Below are 14,427 nucleotides of genomic sequence, written 5' to 3'. Positions count from 1 at the left end.
GCTGCATGGTTTCTTTTAAAAAGCCTGACCTCGACTCATTTCAAGAGCGCATCCATATTGCGACCTTGTTCGTCACTTTTTGTTTCTTGCTTTTGGTGACTCGCCTAGTCTGGCTTCAACTTGTTAGTCATGGCAAATATGCCCTACTCGCAGAAAGCAATCGAATAGCGCTAGTCCCGGCACCAGCAAATCGCGGTCTTCTGATTGACCGCAATGGCATCGTGATTGGCAGAAACTACTCTGCACTCACCCTAGATGTAAATGCCGAAGAAGTGAAAGGCAATGTTGATCAGCTCATCAATGAACTTTCCGAGATTATTGATATTTCACCCAGAGATCGCCGCAATTTCAAGCGCTCCCTAGAGGATTCCAGAAATATGGGTACGTTTCCCTTGCGCTCGATGCTCAATGAGGCCGAAACAGCCCGTTTTATGGCTAATCGCTACCGGTTTCCTGGGGTAGAAATCCGCGCTAGAAGCTTTCGGGAGTATCCCTACAACGAGCTAGCCTCCCATCTGATTGGCTACATTGGTCGCGTTTCCCAAAAGGATAAGGAGCGCATGCAGACTGAAATCGAGGGCGCCAAAAGTAACGATCCCGAGGCTTTGCAGGCCTCTTTTTTGCCTGGTATTCAATACGTTGGCAAGATTGGTTTAGAGCAAAGTTATGAAAGTGTATTACGCGGTGTGCCAGGCTACGATCAAGTAGAAATTACTGCCGGCGGAAAACCTGTACGCACTCTCTCTAGCTCACCTTCCGTCCCCGGTAAAAATGTAGTGCTCTCTGTTGATATCAAATTGCAATATCTAGTTGAGCAACTCTATGGTAATTTTCGCGGGGCATTTGTTGCGATCGAGCCAGAGACTGGTGACATCTTGGCATTCGTATCGAAACCCAACTTCAACCCAAATGACTTTGTTGAAGGCATTGATTCAGTGACGTGGAAAGAATTGAATGAATCGCCACAAAAGCCACTCTATAACAGACCACTCAAAGGCATTTATCCACCGGGATCAACCTATAAACCTTTTATGGCGCTTGCTGCACTAGAGCTTCAAAAGCGTACACCTTCTCAAACAATTTCTGATCCAGGTTATTTTGAGTTTGGTAATCACACCTTCCGGGATGATAAAAAAGGTGGTCACGGTATTGTTGACATGCAAAAGTCAATCGTTGACTCTTGTGACACATATTACTACCTGCTTGCTCGCGATATGGGCGTCAACATGATGCATGACTTTATGAAGCCCTTTGGCTTTGGACAAATCACTGGCATTGATTTACAAGGCGAATCCAGAGGCGTACTACCGTCAACAGAATGGAAGAAAAATACCTTCAAGAAGCCTGAGCAGCAAAAATGGTACGAAGGTGAAACGATTTCATTGGGCATTGGCCAAGGTTATAACGCTTTCACTATTTTGCAATTGGCACACGGAATGGCAAACATAGCGAATAACGGCATTGTGATGAAGCCCCACTTGGTAAAAGCCATTGAAGATCCTTTTACTCGCAATAGAGTGCTAACTACGCCAAAAGAAAGCTATCGCATTGACCTGAAACCAGAAAATATTGAGTTCATCAAAAAAGCAATGGTTGAGGTAAATGTTTCTGGAACATCTACAGCAGCTTTTAAGGGTGCTGGATACGTTGCTGGGGGTAAGACTGGTACTGCGCAAGTCTTTAGCTTAAATTCGAAAGAATATAAACACAGCTCTACAGCCGAGTTCTTGCGAGATCATGCTTTATATATTGCATTTGCTCCAGCAGACAAACCCACCATCGTGATTGCAATGGTGGTCGAGAATGCGGGCTTTGGCGCTCAATATGCAGCGCCAATAGCACGAAGAGCGTTGGACTACTACATTGAGGGCAAGTGGCCTAAGGAGATTCCTGAATGGAAAAGAGCCCCTTAATCAAAATTAAAAGTTTTTTCTTTAGTATCTTTTCTGGACTAGATCGCCAGCTAGGCCTAATTCTACTTGGCTTAGCAGCCATCGGCTTTTTTACTTTTTTATCTGCAAGTCAAAATACACCTGTCCAAATCGCTGATGAGTTACGCAATCTTGCACTGTCATTCTTGGTGATGTGGATTGTTTCTCGCATACCACCGAAATGGTTAGAGACGGGCGCTGTTTGGGTTTATGGATTTGGTATTGCATTACTGATTGCAGTAGCTGTATTTGGCCTAATCAAAAAAGGTGCACGTCGCTGGTTAAATATTGGCATCGTTATTCAACCCTCCGAGCTTATGAAGATTGCAATGCCCCTCATGTTAGCGTGGTACTTTCAAAAGCGTGAGGGGATTCAGAAAGGTTGGGACTATGCTGTAGCGGGAATCATTCTAGTGATTCCGGTTTTTCTGATTGCACGTCAACCCGACTTAGGTACGGCTCTTCTAGTATTTGCAGCTGGCTTATATGTGATTATTTTGGCGGGGCTACCATGGAAGTGGATTTTGCCTTTTGTGGGGATTGGTGTTGTAGGCATTCTGCTGATCATTATTTTTGGCAGCACAATTTGCGCACACGATGTTGCATGGCCGTTTGTACACAACTATCAAAAACATCGTGTTTGCACTTTGCTAGACCCCAGTAGCGATCCGCTTGGAAAAGGTTTTCACACAATTCAATCCATGATTGCTATTGGCTCGGGCGGATTTTTTGGCAAGGGTTGGTTTCAGGGAACACAAGCGCATTTGGAATTCATTCCAGAAAAGCATACTGACTTTGTATTTGCAGTCTTTTCAGAAGAGTTTGGTTTGCTTGGTAATCTGATATTGATTGGACTTTTCTTTGCCCTGATCAAAAGAGGCTTGGCAATCTCAGCGAGTGCGCCAAACTTGTTTACCCGCTTATTAGGCGCAGCGGTAACACTCATTTTCTTTACCTATGCATTTGTGAACATTGGCATGGTCAGCGGCCTACTTCCCGTTGTTGGAGTGCCCCTGCCATTTATTAGTTATGGTGGGACTGCTTTAGTTACCCTTGGATTTGGTGCGGGCATATTGATGAGCATTCATCGCCATCGCCGACTGGTACAAAGTTAATTAAAGAAATAAATCTTCAGGAAATAAAAAAGCCCGGCATGCCGGGCTTTTTTATCAACAGAGTAAAAATTACTTCTTACGCTTGTTAACTGAATCTTTAAATGCCTTACCAGCAGAAAACTTAACAGTTTTTGCAGCAGCAATTTTGAGTGGCTCGCCAGTTTTTGGGTTACGGCCCATACGTGCAGCACGTTTGCCGGATGCAAATGTACCGAAACCGATCAGTTGTACTGAGTCGCCCTTGGTAACAGCTTTGATGATATTCTCAATTGCTGAATTCAATGCGAATTCAGCTTTTGCTTTAGAGATCTCCGCGTCGTCAGCAATCGCTGCGATTAGTTCGGCTTTGTTCAAGTGAAGCTCCTTATAGATATTGATGTCAGCGCACATTACGCTTACATGATTTTAACCACAAAAAATTACAAAAATAAAGCTGCGATACAGCAATTTTTACTACCACTACAAATTACTCATCCAAAACCACTATATCGGAGACAAAATACTCTGTATCTCCAAAACAGTTTGTAGGTAGGCCAATATGCTGTTGATATTTTAGTGCTACCTTTTTGCCTAAATTAGCATTTATTTTTTGCGCCACAGCATCTTCACGCACCGTAAAGAGGAATTTTTCTGACATGGTGCCAGGCATCGAAACCATCGCCAACTCTCCCTCCCAAGTCTTGCAAATGTAGCCACGATTGGAGAATTTTTGAACATATCCTGCTCGTTCGCCATTTCCATAGCTCCAAGTCAGCATTGCCCATGTATATACTGAAATACCCACTAAGCCAATTAAAACAAGGCTTAAGAGCCACTTTGTAAACCTATTCATACGATCATCCTTGATCAATTTCCACATAAACCCTTACTGGGTAACAAAAGCTATTCTTGCCAAGTATATGAGGATCCTCCCTCAAGAAATAGCCAACCGAGAGCTTGTCGATAAATAAAAATTAGTAGTTACACCAGATTTAATCATTCCACTAAAAACTAAAAAGCCATCTTTTAGATTTTTTTGAGACTCAGTCATTTTCTATATTTCAGAGGCAAAAGTTGGTGATCTTCCAAAAATTTAGGGCTTAAGCGCTTGAACAATTTGCTCGGGACTAATAGGGCCCCAGACCTCTACCCGTTTCTTTCGGCTATTTTGTCCAGAAATGAACTGAATCTGCTTTTGGGGAACTTTTAATTGTTTCGAAAGCCAGGCCAATAGAAGCTCATTCGCCTTATTTTCTAAGGCAGGCGCCTGCAAAGAGATTTTTAGACAACCGTCATGTAGGCCAACCACTTTGGTGATTTTTGCACCTGGCTGGCAATGCAAACTAAGAGTAATTCCGTTTGGGGTTTGTTTTAACCAATTAGGCGTCATTAAAGTACTTTAAACTTAAACCATGATTATGAAGAGTTCTAAAACGCTAGACCACCTATTTGCAAACAATCGCGACTGGGCTGAAGGCATGGTCGCTAAAGATCCTGAATTCTTTAAGCGCTTAGTGAATCAACAAGCCCCAGAATACCTCTGGATTGGTTGTGCCGATAGTCGCGTCCCAGCAAATGAAATTGTTGACCTTTTGCCAGGCGAACTATTTGTTCATCGCAATGTAGCTAACGTTGTTGTGCATACCGACTTGAATTGTTTGTCCGTGATTCAGTTCGCCATTGATTTACTTAAAGTGAAGCATATTTTGGTCGTCGGTCACTATGGTTGTGCGGGTGTGCATGCCGCACTGAGTGATCGCCGCATAGGGCTTGCTGACAATTGGTTGCGCCATGTCAAAGACGTTCACCAAAAGCATGAGCGCTATTTAGGAGAGGTCTTGCCAACGCCAAAGCGTCAAGATCGCTTATGTGAATTAAATGTGATTGAGCAAGTAGTGAACGTCTGCGAAACCACTATTGTTCAAGATGCCTGGAGCCGTGGCCAAGATCTCACCGTGCATGGCTGGACATACCGTCTCGATACGGGTCTCGTAAAAGACTTGGGAATGTCTTGCAGTTCCATTGAAGAAATGGGTGTTCGTTACAAAAAAACTCTAACCCGCTACGACTCCGAGTAAATCGCATTTGCTCAAATCCTTTTCTAATCACGCAGTAGTTGCCATTCTTAAGCTTCTCTCCCTCTTGCCTTATGGGCTTCTGGTGTTGATTGGCTATGGCTTGGGCTATATTGCTGCACGCATTCCGGGAGATCGAAATCGGGTAGTAAAAACAAATCTGCGCTTGTGTTTTCCTGAATTAAATGCAACTGAAATTGATCTTCTGAGCAAGCAACACTGGCGATTACTTGGTCGTAGCTTGGTTGAAAAAAGCATTATTTGGCTAGGAAGCAAGAAGCAGCTAAGTAATATGATTGAGGTTAAATCTGCCGTAGAGCTCGAGAATAAAAAGCCTCGAATTTTGGTCAATATGCATTTCACCGGAATAGAAGGTAGCATTATTTTGAGTGCTTTAGCAAAGCAAAACCACTGGCCGCGGACTTCTGGATTTTTTCAGAGAATGAAAAGTCCATTTTTTAATCAAAAAATTATTGAATGGCGAAATCGCTTTGGCGGCAACTCAATTGACCGCCAAGGGAACTCGAAAGAAATCATTCGGGAGATTCGTAATGGTGATTTCATCATCATTGCCCCAGATATCGATCTCGGTACAAAAGATTCTGAATTTGTTCCTTTTTTTGGAATTGAGACCAACACCATTACAGCCGTATCAAGACTGGCAAAAATTACTGGCGCTGATGTTTGCTTAATGACTACCACCTTGAAAGCTGATGAGTCTGGCTATGTTTGCCAAATCAGCGAGCCTTTAGAAAATTTTCCAGGATCAGATCCAAAGGCAGATACCGCTCGCCTGAACCAATGTTTTGAAAAAGAAATTCGTCTTCGTCCTGCCGAATACTACTGGGTCCATAAGCGCTTTAAAAATCCGCCTAGTAATAAAGACAACCCCTACAACCCATCTATCTGAAGGCCTTTTGACCTATCATTAAGGGATGACTGAACGCATTGGGCTATTTGCCGATCTTCATAGCAACCTAGAGGCTTACGTGGCCTGCATGGCCAGAGCTCAAGAGCTTGGCGTAACACGCATGGTTTTTTTAGGGGATATCGTTGGTTATAACGCAGACCCGACAGCGGTCATTGAGCGCATTGCAGATTTAGTCAATGCAAAAAAGGCAATTGCCATCTTAGGCAATCATGATGAGGCGGTTTTCAAAGATCGCCGTAACCAAATGAATGCCAGTGCCAATGCGGCAATTGAGTGGACCAAGACTCAGCTTAAAGAAAGTCATATTGAATTTCTAAAAAATTTACCCCTGATAGTCAACGAGGAAAATATATGTTTTGTGCATGCATCTGCACACAACCCTGCTGACTGGAATTACATTACCGACAGCATGAGTGCGTGGCGTTGCGTGCAAAATTCCGGAAAGAGTTATACCTTTGTAGGCCATGCACATGAGCAAGCGCTTTTTTATCAAAGCGCTGTTGGTAAACTCATTCGATTTGCACCACATCCTGGTGATGAAATTCCTGTTCTACAACATCGCCAGTGGGTTGGGATTGTTGGGTCTCTAGGCCAACCAAGAGATGGAAACCCAGAAGCGTGCTTTGCAGTTTTTGAGCCTGGGTCTGAGACGCTGACTTTTCACCGAGAACCGTATGATCATTTTTCTGCTGCAGATAAAGTTAGGCGCGCAGGCTTGCCAGATGATTTAGCCAATCGCTTAATTACCGGCAAATAATCGATGTCTATCAATACTGAAATTGAGGCAGTAGATGATATTTTCCAAGAGGGCAAAGTAGTTGATGGCTTTGTGCTGGGAAAAGAAGTTCATAGAGGCGGCATGGCTACTCTTTTTACCGCTACTAAGGAGGGCATTGATGTTCCCATCCTCCTGAAGATTCCACGAGTTGGGAGAGACCAGCCCGTTGAGAGCTTAATTGGCTTTGAAACTGAGCTCACGATTCTTCGCTCTCTCAAGAGCCCCCATGTTCCCAAGTTCTTGGGGGCTGGCAATATGGCAACCCGCCCATATATTGCAATGGAAAGAATTGAGGGTCGCCCGCTAGAAGACTATATCAAGGAAGATAAGGTTTTTACCGTTGATGAAGTAGTAAAGATTGGGGCGGATCTTGCGCAAGCAGTTCAATCTTTGCACTCACAAGATGCAATTCATCTTGACATCAAGCCAGAAAATATTCTGATTGACGACAAAGGCAAATTAACGCTTATCGATTTTGGTCTGTCTCATCATGCGCGTTACCCCGATTTACTTGCCGAAGAAATGCGTAAGGGCGTAGGCTCTGCACCTTATATTTCACCGGAGCAAGTAACCGGCATTCGTTCTGATGCGCGCAGCGATATTTACTCCATCGGCGTCATCATGTACGAACTCTTAACTGGGGAATTACCATTTGGTAACCCACAAAGCCTGAGTGGCTTGAGAAGACGCATGTGGGCAAAGCCATTCCCACCGCGGGCAATCCGCCGAGAAATTCCTCGCTGGCTACAAGAGGTAATCCTAAGATGTCTAGAGCCACGAGCTGCAGATCGATATCAAAGTGCCGCACGCTTGCGTCAAGTATTGCGGGATCCTGAAGGCGTCACACTCACCGAAAGGGCCGATCGAGTTGAGCCACTCAGTTTTTGGCAGAACCTTAAAGGCATGTTTAAGGCTGCAGGCTACGAGCCCTCGCCAAGTCCGCGGCCGAGCATGGGCAATTATGATGCGCCATTAATGATTGCTGCGATTGATACAAGACAATCAGATGAAGATTTACGAGAGCGCATGCAACTCACTGCCAAAAACTTATTACTCGCTTATCCTGAGGGTCGTTTAGTTTGCTTAAGCACAATTAGCAGCACTCCCACTTTTGAGGGCAATCAAGAAAATGAAACCGCAAGCGGCATTGTGCGTGGTCACTTAGTCCAATTAATGGAATGGGCAAAGCCCTTGAAGCTTCCTCCAGAGCGAATCTCTTATCACGTCCTTGAAGCAATGGATCCCGCATCACGGATTGTCGAGTTTGCAAAAGATAATGATGCCTCTCTCATCTTGATTGGAGCATCACACAAATCCCCCAACATAGTAACGCCCTGGAGAACCTCCATGACAAAGATTGTTGAGGAAGCTCCATGCAGCGTACATATTGTTAGAACTTAATTTAGTGCATCTTATCTTGCTTCTGATCTAGAAATACTTCGGGCTCTTGAGCCTCCATCCAGTTATCTTTATTGAGCACCGAAGATAATTGTTTTTCATCTAACTCGCCAGTCCACTTTGCAACAACAATCGTGGCGACGCCATTACCAACCAAATTCGTCAAGGCGCGCGCTTCAGACATAAAGCGATCAATGCCCAAAATAATTGCCAATCCGGCAACGGGCACATGACCAACTGCAGAAAGAGTTGCGGCTAATACAATAAACCCGCTACCCGTTATGCCTGCTGCGCCTTTTGAAGTAAGCAAGAGAACCAGCAATAGTGTTATTTGCTGGGTAATTGTCATCGGGGTATCAGTTGCCTGAGCAATAAAGACTGCGGCCATCGTTAGATAAATAGATGTCCCATCTAAATTAAATGAGTAGCCCGTTGGAATTACTAAACCCACACAACTTTTCTTAGCGCCTAATAGTTCCATCTTTTCCATCATCCGCGGCAAAACAGATTCTGATGATGAAGTACCCAAAACAATTAGAAGCTCTTCTTTAATGTAGCGCACAAATTTAAAGATACTGAAGCCATTTAGACGAGCCACAATTCCCAGCACAATAAAAACAAAAAGTAAGCAAGTGATATAAAAAGCTCCCATCAATTTCCCTAAGGAGAAAAGTGAGCCAACCCCATACTTGCCAATAGTGAAAGCCATTGCACCAAAAGCCCCAATTGGAGCAAATTTCATGATGATGCCAATGATGTCGAATAAAACGTGTGAGAATTTTTCGATCAAATCAAAGACCATAGTTCCGCGGCCACCAAAACGATGCAGCGCAAATCCAAACAAAATTGCAATGAACAACACTTGCAAAATTTCACCTTTTGCAAATGCATCTATTGCTGTAGTTGGAATAATGTTCAGCAAAAATTCGGTAGTGCTAGCCATCTTTCCAGGACCAGTGTAAGCATCAATACCTTTGGTATCTAAGCTTGCTGGATCAATATTCATGCCAACACCTGGCTGAAGCACATTGACCACAATGAGGCCAACAATTAAAGCAATGGTGCTCATAATCTCAAAGTACAGCAGAGCGATACCACCAGTTTTGCCAACTTTCTTCATGTCTTCCATGCCAGCAATGCCAACTACAACCGTACAAAAAATAATGGGTGCAATTAACATCTTGATACCTTTAATAAAGGCATCGCCAAAGGGTTTCATTTCTACGCCAATGGACGGGTAAAAGTTGCCAAGCAAAACCCCAATTAAGACGGCCATAAGTACTTGAAAGTAAAGAATTTTATAAATTGGCGGCTTTTTTAAGCTAGCAGTCATGTTGTTTTCTCTTATTTAATATTCGTGACTCATCCAGTTTAGCCAATCTGCGATATTGCCCCACACCACTCAAGCCCATCCCTTAACGGATAATGCAGGCATGGAAGAAAAAGTACGCGTTTCGAAACTGTTATCTGAATTAGGGCTATGCTCGCGTCGCGAAGCAGACTCTTATATTGAGCAAGGTCTTGTATCGGTTGACGGCGAAGTAGTGAACGAACTTGGCGTACGTGCTTATCGACATCAAAAAATTGAATTGCAGTCTGGTGCTAAGGCCCAACAAGCGTCTCGTATTACCGTCATTCTGAATAAGCCCGTTGGATACATCTCTCACTATGACGATGAGCAAGAGTATCAACCGGCAGCTTCTTTAATTACGCCTGAGAACTATTTTAGTAGCCCGCTTGATAAAGGCCGCAACCCCCGCTTTAATACCAAAGGCTTAGCGCCGGCCGGAAGGCTTGATATTGACTCTACTGGATTATTGGTGCTGACCCAAGATGGTCGTATTGCCAAGTTATTAATTGGTGAAAACAGTCCAATTGAAAAAGAGTATTTAGTTCGCGTTGAGGGAGCTCTTTCTTTTGAAGATTTGGATCGCCTAAAACATGGCCTCTCTTTGGATGGCGTTGCCCTCAAGCCAGCACAAGTCAGTTGGCAAAATGAAGATCAATTACGCTTTGTTTTGCGCGAGGGCCGCAAGCGCCAAATCCGCAGAATGTGTGAAATGGTTGGACTCAAGGTCATTGGCCTCAAGCGCGTCAGAATGGGTCGGATTTCTCTTGGCCCACTGCCACCAGGTCAATGGCGATTTGTCAGGCCTGAAGAGCAATTCTAGTCAGGCGCGCCCGCTTATAATTGCATCCAAACTAGATTAATAAGCGCAGAATTAACATCGAAACCACCACCCCCAGTACTCCAGCCGCAGAAGTATTACGACGTCGCAGCTTTGCCATCATTTCTCATCCAGATGCTGGCAAGACTACGCTGACCGAAAAGCTATTGCTTTACGCCGGAGCTATTCAAATTGCTGGCAGCGTTAAGGCCCGTAAAGCCAGTCGACATGCAACCTCCGACTGGATGGAGATCGAGAAACAACGCGGTATTTCCGTAGCTAGCTCAGTGATGCAAATGGAGTATCGCGACTGCATCATTAATCTATTAGATACACCTGGTCACCAAGATTTTTCTGAAGATACTTACCGCGTTTTAACCGCGGTGGATTCTGCCCTGATGGTGATTGATGCGGCTAACGGCGTAGAATCTCAAACCTTACGCCTACTTGAAGTCTGTCGTGCCCGCAATACGCCAATTGTCACCTTCATTAATAAGATGGATCGCGAAGTTAAGCCGCCCATGGAGTTAATGGACGAGATTGAAACTGCTTTAGGTATTGAAGTGGTTCCCTTTACTTGGCCGGTTGGTATGGGCAAATCTTTTGCGGGCGTGATTGATATCGCCAATATGCGCATGCGCATGTTTAAAGCAGGGGAAGATCGTGTTACCGAAGACTCACATGCTGTAGTTGATGTAAATGATCCTGCACTTAAAGCGCGCCTTGGAACCGATTTAGAAAATGCACTGGCAGAAGTAGCACTCATCAAGGAGGCAATGCCGGCTTTTGATCAAGAGGCCTTCTTGGCGGGTCGTCAGTCCCCGGTATTTTTTGGCTCAGCAATTAATAATTTCGGTGTCCGCGAAATCTTAAACACCTTAGTTGAATTAGCACCATCTCCAGGATCACGTAAAGCACTACAACGTGAAGTAAGCCCTGCTGAAAATAAATTCTCCGCCGTAGTGTTTAAGATTCAAGCCAATATGGATCCTGCTCACCGAGATCGTGTTGCATTCTTACGGATCTGTTCTGGGCACTTTCAACGCGGCATGAAATTAAAGATCTGTCGCAACAACAAAGAAGTGCGCACCAATAATGCCCTTTCCTTTCTTTCGCAAAGACGCGATATTTTGGATGAGGCATATCCTGGCGATATTATTGGTCTACCAAATCATGGCTTATTACGCCTAGGTGATACGCTTACCGAAGGTGAGCAATTGCAGTTTACAGGCCTGCCATTTTTTGCTCCTGAAATTTTTCGCATGGTTGAATCTGCCGACCCCTTGCGCTCTAAGCAATTAAGAACCGGTCTCATGCAACTCGGCGAAGAGGGCGCTATTCAAGTCTTCCGTCCCATGACGGGTGGCACGATGCTCTTAGGCGCCTTTGGTCAACTGCAATTTGAGGTTGTGAGTCATCGCTTACAAACGGAATATGGAGCTGAAGTGCGCCTACTACCTGCCCGCTATAACCTGGCACGTTGGGTCAGCTCAGATGATTCTGTTGCCTTGAAAAAATTTACTCAAGAGAATATTCATCGCATGGCAGAAGATGTTGTGGGCGCATCGGTATTTCTTGCTTCACATAAGTCAGAGCTTGATGTTGCACAACAGCGTTGGGAATCTATTCAATTCCATGCCCTGAGAGAGCATGCGGGTCTCATTTATCAATCTGATTTAGCGGGCTGATTATTTACTTTTAACCTGGGGCGCTTTACAGTCAAACACTGCAATGAGTTGAGTGTCACTATTTCTAAAAGCAGCAGTTTTTCCGTATTGCGCACAGTAGTTGCTGGCTTTTTGAGTGAGTTGCTCAATGGACTCACCGCTACTATTTAAAAAAGTAACCTGATTTGAATCAGATGCGTCTGTGTAGACCGCTGCGCAAGCACTCAAAAGAGTGAAACAAAATAGTCCGGAAATATAACTCTTCATGCAAAGCATTCCTCATTGTTGGCTTGCTAGATGACCACTCAAAGATCCCAAAAGGCATATAACTAAAGCAAAGAAGGTATCTAGAAGATAAATTGTCCCTTAATCATAGCGCCTGAACTTTTAAACTGTTATTCTGAACTGTGATCACTATTGTGCGCCCTAGATAGGGGGATCTCTTGAGCATCCCTCTCGAATTCATCATTTCATAAATCTAGGAAAACTCATGGCTGTAGGCCAAAATCAAAGAAACAGAAAAAATGACCCCATGCTCACTAAAACAGGCAAGCCACGTCTTGGGCCTTTAAATGCTACTCAGCTCAATAAATTACTGGAGGCCAGCAATAAGCCAAAAGAGAAAAGTAAAATTTTGCGAGCGCTTAGCAAGCACACTGTTGCTGCTGCATAAATACCAAGCCCCGTTATAACGGGGCTTTTTTAATGAAGTGGCGCAAAGTATTTATACCCTCTTCACTAACATTTTCTTTCCTAAGATAACGGTAGTGATGACTAAGAAAGCAAACACTAAATTCATTATTGTGAGCGAATCTCCAAGTAAAATACTAGCTGCAATAAGGGTGCAAAAAGGTTGTGTAAGCTGAACTTGGCTAACACGTGCAATACCGCCAATAGCAAGTCCTTCATACCAAAAGAAGAATCCAATATACATCGAGAACAAACTTAGATAAATGAAGCTAGTCCAGGCTATCGGACTCGCATTGAAGTATTGCGAATCAAATGTGACATAACCCACCACCAAATTGATGGGCAGCGAAATCACGAGTGCCCAAGAAATTACAGACCGTGGATTCATTTTGCGAGAAAGCTCGCCGCCCTCTACATAACCCATGCAAGCACAAATACCGCCGAGAACTAATAAGACATCTACATAAGTAAAACTTCCAGAGCTTTTTAATAAGGCATATATCACTACTAATGCTGCGCCCAATAAAGAAACTAACCAAAAGCCCGCGGATGGCCGCTCTTTAAAGCGAATCACACCAATGACGGTTGAAGCTAAGGGCATCATTCCCAAAATGACTGCACCATGAGATGAAGATCCTTCGGTCATGGCAACAGTAGTAAAAATTGGAAAACCAAAGATGACTCCCAAAGCAATCACTACGAATTTAGTGAAATCTGCCCTGGAGGGCATGGGTTCTTTTTTATATATCAGGTAAGCCAAGGCAACCAACGCTGCGAGGGTGGCCCTGCCGAATGCAATGAAGTATGGATCAAAGCTCAAAACTGCAATCTTGGTCACTGGCAAAGTCAAACTAAAAATCAAAATGCCAATAAAACCGATGAGCATTCCTTTGGTTTCTTTATTCACTGTCACCCTTTGCGTGTATCAGTCCATTGTATTGAGGAATCTGTAGGCTGACTTAAAGCCTATGAAATCATTAGCCCTTATGATTGCTAAATGACTACGACTCGATTTTGCTTAGTGCGCCACGGAGAAACTGATTGGAATGCCGAGCGCCGCCTACAGGGCCATACTGATATTCCTTTAAATGCCTGTGGCTTAGCTCAAGCAGCCCAGATGGCCAGGGCGCTTAAAGCTAGTCATTTTGAGTTTGATGTTCTCTACACCAGCGACTTACAAAGAGCGAAACAAACTGCAAAAGCGATTGAGAGCCTCTATACAGTTTCTGCCATTACCCACAGCGCACTGCGAGAGCGTCATCTTGGCACCCTCCAGGGGCTCACTATTAGCGAAGCGCCGGATTCAGAGCCAGAGCTCTGGCAAGCGCATATCAACAGAGATATTCACGAAGAGTTGCGTGGTGGCGAAAGCATCCTGCAATTTGCAAACCGTATTAAAGCTGCACTTGAAGAAATCCAAGAAAAGCATACTGGCAAAACAATCTTATTGGTCAGCCATGGCGGAGCTCTGGATATGATGTATCGAATGGCGAGCAATCAAGCATTAGATGCCGAGAAAGCGGTCACCGTTCCAAATGCATCACTCAATTGGATTCGCTGGAATGGATCTAACTGGAAAGTGGAGAGCTGGGCAGACACCAGCCATCTTGATGGTTTGGCATTAGACAACTTAGATCTATAGCCACATCCATACCAAGGCAGTTAGTAAATAAGCCACCAAAAGGTAGCTTATTT

Annotated in this window: 16 protein-coding genes; 10 read left to right on the top strand and 6 right to left on the bottom strand. The window is 44.2% G+C overall.

Going from position 1 to position 14,427, the window contains the following annotated elements; translation table 11 throughout:
* Positions 1-5: 5 nt before the first annotated feature.
* Entirely contained in the window at positions 6-1,913 is a 1,908-nt protein-coding gene (gene mrdA, locus ICN17_RS03330) for a penicillin-binding protein 2 (RefSeq protein WP_216236125.1), read from the top strand.
* Complete coding sequence (gene rodA / locus ICN17_RS03325) at positions 1,895-3,046, top strand: rod shape-determining protein RodA (RefSeq protein WP_216236124.1); 1,152 nt, start codon at positions 1,895-1,897, stop codon at positions 3,044-3,046. The genes mrdA and rodA overlap by 19 nt, the downstream gene beginning before the upstream one ends.
* A gap of 69 nt (positions 3,047-3,115) precedes the next feature.
* Here rodA and ICN17_RS03320 read toward each other — a convergent pair whose 3' ends face one another.
* The 3 genes from ICN17_RS03320 to ICN17_RS03310 all read right to left on the bottom strand — a co-directional run bounded on the left by ICN17_RS03320 (position 3,116) and on the right by ICN17_RS03310 (position 4,415).
* Positions 3,116-3,400, bottom strand: a complete 285-nt coding sequence (locus ICN17_RS03320) for an HU family DNA-binding protein (RefSeq protein ID WP_087908896.1) — start codon at positions 3,398-3,400, stop codon at positions 3,116-3,118.
* 112 nt (positions 3,401-3,512) lie between these two features.
* A complete protein-coding gene (locus tag ICN17_RS03315; RefSeq protein WP_255538270.1) occupies positions 3,513-3,905 on the bottom strand; it encodes a hypothetical protein in 393 nt (130 codons plus the stop codon).
* A 213-nt stretch (positions 3,906-4,118) separates the two neighbouring features.
* Positions 4,119-4,415 carry a DUF167 domain-containing protein gene (locus tag ICN17_RS03310; protein ID WP_216236123.1) on the bottom strand — a complete coding sequence of 99 codons (297 nt, stop codon included), beginning with the start codon at positions 4,413-4,415 and terminating at the stop codon, positions 4,119-4,121.
* 22 nt (positions 4,416-4,437) lie between these two features.
* Between ICN17_RS03310 and can the strand changes: the two genes are divergently transcribed.
* From can to ICN17_RS03290, 4 genes are read left to right on the top strand one after another with little or no spacing between them, the layout of a single operon-like run.
* Positions 4,438-5,103: a carbonate dehydratase gene (gene can, locus ICN17_RS03305; RefSeq protein WP_216236122.1), complete on the top strand. Its 666-nt coding sequence runs from the start codon at positions 4,438-4,440 to the stop codon at positions 5,101-5,103.
* Positions 5,104-5,110: 7 nt separating this feature from the next.
* On the top strand, positions 5,111-6,010 hold the full coding sequence (locus tag ICN17_RS03300) for a lipid A biosynthesis acyltransferase (RefSeq protein ID WP_216236121.1): 900 nt from the start codon (positions 5,111-5,113) through the stop codon (positions 6,008-6,010).
* A 25-nt stretch (positions 6,011-6,035) separates the two neighbouring features.
* A complete protein-coding gene (locus ICN17_RS03295) occupies positions 6,036-6,788 on the top strand; it encodes a metallophosphoesterase (protein WP_216236120.1) in 753 nt (250 codons plus the stop codon).
* A gap of 3 nt (positions 6,789-6,791) precedes the next feature.
* The gene (locus tag ICN17_RS03290) at positions 6,792-8,210 is read left to right on the top strand and encodes a protein kinase (protein ID WP_216236119.1); all 1,419 of its coding nucleotides are present in this window, start codon (positions 6,792-6,794) and stop codon (positions 8,208-8,210) included.
* A gap of 1 nt (position 8,211) precedes the next feature.
* Here ICN17_RS03290 and ICN17_RS03285 read toward each other — a convergent pair whose 3' ends face one another.
* Complete coding sequence (locus tag ICN17_RS03285) at positions 8,212-9,540, bottom strand: dicarboxylate/amino acid:cation symporter (protein WP_216236118.1); 1,329 nt, start codon at positions 9,538-9,540, stop codon at positions 8,212-8,214.
* Between the two features lie 100 nt (positions 9,541-9,640).
* Here ICN17_RS03285 and ICN17_RS03280 point away from each other — a divergent pair, with 100 nt between their 5' ends.
* Both ICN17_RS03280 and ICN17_RS03275 read left to right on the top strand, forming a co-directional pair.
* Positions 9,641-10,378: a pseudouridine synthase gene (locus ICN17_RS03280; protein ID WP_216236649.1), complete on the top strand. Its 738-nt coding sequence runs from the start codon at positions 9,641-9,643 to the stop codon at positions 10,376-10,378.
* 116 nt (positions 10,379-10,494) lie between these two features.
* Complete coding sequence (locus ICN17_RS03275) at positions 10,495-12,063, top strand: peptide chain release factor 3 (RefSeq protein WP_370625958.1); 1,569 nt, start codon at positions 10,495-10,497, stop codon at positions 12,061-12,063.
* On the opposite strand, the gene ICN17_RS03270 is transcribed toward ICN17_RS03275, so the two are convergent.
* Positions 12,064-12,309 (bottom strand): hypothetical protein, encoded by a 246-nt coding sequence (locus ICN17_RS03270; protein ID WP_216236117.1) that lies wholly within the window; start codon positions 12,307-12,309, stop codon positions 12,064-12,066.
* Between the two features lie 223 nt (positions 12,310-12,532).
* Here ICN17_RS03270 and ICN17_RS03265 point away from each other — a divergent pair, with 223 nt between their 5' ends.
* Complete coding sequence (locus ICN17_RS03265; RefSeq protein WP_087908731.1) at positions 12,533-12,715, top strand: hypothetical protein; 183 nt, start codon at positions 12,533-12,535, stop codon at positions 12,713-12,715.
* 51 nt (positions 12,716-12,766) lie between these two features.
* Here the strand turns inward: ICN17_RS03265 and ICN17_RS03260 are convergent, their stop codons facing one another.
* Complete coding sequence (locus tag ICN17_RS03260; RefSeq protein WP_216236116.1) at positions 12,767-13,639, bottom strand: DMT family transporter; 873 nt, start codon at positions 13,637-13,639, stop codon at positions 12,767-12,769.
* Between the two features lie 90 nt (positions 13,640-13,729).
* Here ICN17_RS03260 and ICN17_RS03255 point away from each other — a divergent pair, with 90 nt between their 5' ends.
* Complete coding sequence (locus tag ICN17_RS03255; RefSeq protein WP_216236115.1) at positions 13,730-14,374, top strand: histidine phosphatase family protein; 645 nt, start codon at positions 13,730-13,732, stop codon at positions 14,372-14,374.
* Positions 14,375-14,427: the final 53 nt, after the last annotated feature.

Source organism: Polynucleobacter sp. 73C-SIWE, assembly GCF_018882465.1.
Lineage (GTDB): Bacteria > Pseudomonadota > Gammaproteobacteria > Burkholderiales > Burkholderiaceae > Polynucleobacter.
This window is presented reverse-complemented; position numbering and strand designations above follow the sequence as displayed.

Excerpts from the sequence above, each read along its gene's own strand:
- rodA (WP_216236124.1), top strand. The coding sequence starts at position 1,895 with ATGGAAAAGAGCCCCTTAATCAAAATTAAAAGTTTTTTCTTTAGTATC.
- ICN17_RS03290 (WP_216236119.1), top strand. The coding sequence starts at position 6,792 with ATGTCTATCAATACTGAAATTGAGGCAGTAGATGATATTTTCCAAGAG.
- ICN17_RS03270 (WP_216236117.1), bottom strand. The coding sequence starts at position 12,309 with ATGAAGAGTTATATTTCCGGACTATTTTGTTTCACTCTTTTGAGTGCT.
- can (WP_216236122.1), top strand. The coding sequence starts at position 4,438 with ATGATTATGAAGAGTTCTAAAACGCTAGACCACCTATTTGCAAACAAT.
- ICN17_RS03285 (WP_216236118.1), bottom strand. The coding sequence starts at position 9,540 with ATGACTGCTAGCTTAAAAAAGCCGCCAATTTATAAAATTCTTTACTTT.
- ICN17_RS03310 (WP_216236123.1), bottom strand. The coding sequence starts at position 4,415 with ATGACGCCTAATTGGTTAAAACAAACCCCAAACGGAATTACTCTTAGT.
- mrdA (WP_216236125.1), top strand. The coding sequence starts at position 6 with ATGGTTTCTTTTAAAAAGCCTGACCTCGACTCATTTCAAGAGCGCATC.
- ICN17_RS03280 (WP_216236649.1), top strand. The coding sequence starts at position 9,641 with ATGGAAGAAAAAGTACGCGTTTCGAAACTGTTATCTGAATTAGGGCTA.
- ICN17_RS03295 (WP_216236120.1), top strand. The coding sequence starts at position 6,036 with ATGACTGAACGCATTGGGCTATTTGCCGATCTTCATAGCAACCTAGAG.
- ICN17_RS03265 (WP_087908731.1), top strand. The coding sequence starts at position 12,533 with ATGGCTGTAGGCCAAAATCAAAGAAACAGAAAAAATGACCCCATGCTC.
- ICN17_RS03315 (WP_255538270.1), bottom strand. The coding sequence starts at position 3,905 with ATGTGGAAATTGATCAAGGATGATCGTATGAATAGGTTTACAAAGTGG.
- ICN17_RS03255 (WP_216236115.1), top strand. The coding sequence starts at position 13,730 with ATGACTACGACTCGATTTTGCTTAGTGCGCCACGGAGAAACTGATTGG.